The organism is Aquabacterium sp. UBA2148 (assembly GCF_002328915.1).
Taxonomy (GTDB): domain Bacteria; phylum Pseudomonadota; class Gammaproteobacteria; order Burkholderiales; family Burkholderiaceae_C; genus Aquabacterium; species Aquabacterium parvum.
Genome location: NZ_DCXA01000180.1, coordinates 18,104 through 22,143, shown reverse-complemented (window position 1 = coordinate 22,143; position 4,040 = coordinate 18,104). Strand labels below are relative to the sequence as shown.

Here is a 4,040-nt window from a genome sequence, read left to right as displayed (position 1 = left end):
GCATCAACGCGGCCTTCGCCAGCCGTGGTGCGCCGGTCAAGGCCGTGCACTGCGCCTCGCTGTGGCGCCTGCAGTGGGACGACAACGTCCGCAACATCAGCCTGTTCTACTACCTTGCCCGCTTCAAGGGCCTGCACCTGTACGAGCAGTTCGGACACTTCGTGACCGAGGCCATGACCGATGCCGACTGCGACCGCATCGCCGACACGTTCCTGCAGGTGATGGATGAATTGATCCGGCTGGGCTTCATCGCACCACGCACCACGCCTCCCTCCATCACCGAATCTGGGTCGGCAACGACACGAACCAGCACGACGCCAGCGCTCACCTCATCGGCCCTAACGCCTGGCCAGACCGAGCGTTGGCTTGCTGCCATCTACGACCCCGCGGCCCGCATGGCGCTCAACGAGTCGTTCTGTGTCACGCTGAAAGGCGACGTGGATCTGCAGGCACTCAAGCAGGCGCTGAGGGACGTCCTCGAACGGCACGACGCGTTCCGGCTCCGGTTCGACCTCGACCAGCCGATGCAGATCATTGACCCCTCTGCCCAGGTTCCGATCGACGAGGTCGATCTGCGTGCATGGTCTGACAGTGAGCAAGCCCTCGATCAACACGGCTGGCAGGCTGCTGCCATCGAGTTCCCACTGGATCAGGCTCCGCTGGCGCGTGCCAGCATCCTGAGATTGGCCGATGGCCGCGTGGTGGTTCACCTGGTTGCCAGCCACCTCATCTTTGATGGCTGGGCATCGAGTGTCTTCAACACCGAGCTGGCCCAAGCCTACCAGGCTCGCAGGATGGGACACGCGCATGCGTGGGTAGAGGCTGAGTCCCCATTGAGTTTTGCCAACACCGAGCATGCCCGCTTCGAGCAGGACGATGGTCGATCAAGCGCGCGACACTGGTCTGAGGTGCTTCAAGCGCTGCCCACTCCAATCTCTCTGGGTGACAAAACACCCGTTGGCCTGCGCGCGTTCTCAGGCAACACGGTTCGCGCACGCCTCGACGGTGATCGTCTGACTCATCTGCGAGCGCAAGCGAAGTCACAAGGCGCCACGCTCTTTCAATGGTTGTTGCAGTCCGTGGCAGAGCTCATCTGCCAGGAAAGCGGCCAACGCGACATGGTGTTGAGCATTCCGTTTGCCGCACAAAGCCTGCAACGCCATGGCCCGCTGGTGGCTGACGGCGTGCTGGACCTGCCCATCCGTCTGCAAGTGAAGGATGGGGAAGCGCTGGCAGACAGGGTTCGCCGGACCAAAGCCGCCCTCATGGACGCCATGGAGTTCCCATTGATGACCCAAGGCACCGCAGCGCGGGCCCTGGGTCTTCAAGCCGAAGGCAGCAAGCCCCCACTGACATCGATCTACTTCAACCTCAATCCCAAAGTTGACCTTTCTGGCTGGGCTCCGCTACAAGCCTCGATGCACGAAGGCCGAAAGCGGGGGCTGCTCAGCGAAGTCTTCTTCAACTTCTACGAACAATCCGATGCACTGACACTCGACCTGCATCACAGCAGCGAACATCTGAGCCTGGAGCGGGCACAGGCACTGGTCAGCCGTCTGATGCAGATCCTGGCACCGGCCCCGGCAGCAACGGCGGTGTCCATCGATAAGCGCCTGCTTGACTGGAACCTGACCGACCGGGCCCTGGATGCGCACGCTCGCATCGAAACCTGGGTGAGCCTGCAGGCGCAACGCTCCCCGTCGCGCATTGCGGTGGTGACCCATGAAGGTCAGCTCACCTATCAGCAACTCGATGCACAAGCCAACCGCATCGCCCGTATGCTGCAATCCCGAGGCGCTGCGCCAGGCCAACGCGTGGGCATCAGCCTCCCACGGGGGCAGCACCTGCTTCCAGCGATGCTGGCGGTGCTCAAAACTGGTGCCGCGTACGTCCCGATGGATCCTGGGTTTCCAGCTGAGCGGCTGCAAATGATGGCCGAAGATGCCGGCCTCACCCTGGTGGTCACGCACTCCACCTGTGCAAATGCAAGTGGTCTGCCCCGATCCATGCAGGTGCAGCTCGATACCGACGCTCGACTGCTGGATGCCTCGAGCGATGCACCAACGCCTTTGTTCACCGACACCGAAGCAGCTGCCTACGTGATCTACACATCGGGCTCAACAGGCCGCCCCAAGGGCGTGGCCGTTCCCCATCGCGCCGTGTGCAATTTCTTGGCATCCATGCAGCGCGAACCCGGCCTGCAGGCGTCCGACCACTTGCTGGCCGTCACCACACTGAGCTTTGACATCGCTGTCCTGGAGTTGATGTTGCCCTTGGTCACAGGCGGCACAGTGGTGCTCGCAACACGTGATCAGTCCATGGATGGCGAAGCCCTCATGGCACTGATGGCGCAACAAAACGTCACTGTGATGCAGGCAACACCCACCACCTGGCATCTTCTGCTGGATGCTGGCTGGCACCCTCGCACAGGCTTCCGTGCGCTCGTGGGGGGGGAGCCGCTTCCGCCCTCGCTCGCCTCAGCACTGCTGGCGAAGGGCATCGACGTCTGGAACATGTACGGCCCCACAGAAACCACCGTGTGGTCGACCTTGGCGCACATCACCGATGCCGCAGCCAAGATCACGATCGGGCACCCCATCGACAACACGCAAGTCTGGATCCTGGACGAGCGCCTGCAGCCCCTGCCGGTGGGAGCCGAAGGGGAAATCTGCATTGGTGGCGATGGGGTGGCTTTGGGCTATCACGGGCGTCCCGACCTGACGGCAGAACGCTTTGTCACGGTACCTTGGGGCCCTCGACCGGGTCGCCTGGTCTATCGCACGGGCGACCTTGGTCGGTGGCGCGAAGACGGCCAGATCGAACACCTTGGCCGAATGGACTTCCAGGTCAAGATTCGCGGCTACCGCATCGAGCTCGGCGAGATCGAGGCCCAACTGGAGAAGCAGGCAGGCGTGTCTCGTTCCGTGGTCGTGGCCCGCGAGATCACCCCGGGTGACCTGGCATTGATCGGCTACGTCGTGCCGCAAAGCGGCGCTGCGCTGGACACGGCTGCGCTGCGCAACAGCCTGCGCCACACCTTGCCTGATTACATGGTTCCGCGTTCGGTGCTGGTGCTGCCGTCGCTGCCTCTGCTGCCGAACAACAAAGTAGACCGCAAGGCATTGCCCTTGCCCGCGGGTGCCCACGCGCCGACGGAGGCGTCGCCTGCCACCACACCGCCCGCATCGCCAACGGCCAGCGGCCCGGTTGCACAAGCCACCGAAACCGTGGCCCAGGAAATGGGCAAGTTGCTGGGCCGCGATCGCCTGGGGGCCAACGATCACTTCTTTGAGCAAGGTGGCCACTCCCTGATGGCCGCGAAACTGTCTGCGGTGCTGTCCAAGGCACTTGGACAGCGCCCAGGCCTGCGCGTGATCTTCGACAACCCCACACCAGCCAAGCTGGCAGCCGCCCTCGTTCAACTGACGGCTGCGCAGGGCAACTCCCCTGCCAGCACAGCGCCGATCGATGCCATCCCCATTCGCGCAGACCAGTCGACGGCACCCTTGTCGCAGATGCAGGAACGGGTGTGGTTCCTTGAGAACCTCACCCCCGGCACGGTCGTCCACAGCATCCCCACTGGACACCGCCTGCTGGGGCCACTCGACATCGAGGCGTTCAATCAGGCGTGGCGCATGCTCATCCAACGCCAGAGCGTGCTGCGCACGGTGGTCGAACGCACGGCCAATGGCGATGTCCAGCGCATCCTGCCCGAGTTGCCCTTCAGCCTGATCCCATTCGACGACTTCAGCAAGTTGCCGGAAGAAGAGCGCAAGCCGGCAATGAACAAGGTCATCGCTGAGTTGGTGGAAACGCCTTACGATCTGGAGAAGGGTCCCCTGTTCACAGCCCGACTGTTCCGTTTGTCTCCCGAAGAGCATGGCCTGCTGTTCCAGGCTCACCACTTGATCTGGGACGCGTGGTCGTTCGACCTGCTGTACGTGGACCTGCCAGAGCTTTACAGCGCCTGCCTGGATGGCCGCCAGCCCAACCTGCCGACACTCACGGTCAGCTATGGCGACTTCGCCGCCTGGCACAAC

Annotated in this window: 1 protein-coding gene; it reads left to right on the top strand. The window is 63.2% G+C overall.

Annotation, left to right across the window (positions count from 1 at the left end; all coding sequences use genetic code 11):
• Positions 1-4,040: non-ribosomal peptide synthetase (locus B2W70_RS10115; RefSeq protein ID WP_286745405.1), on the top strand; the 4,040-nt coding region annotated here is incomplete at both ends.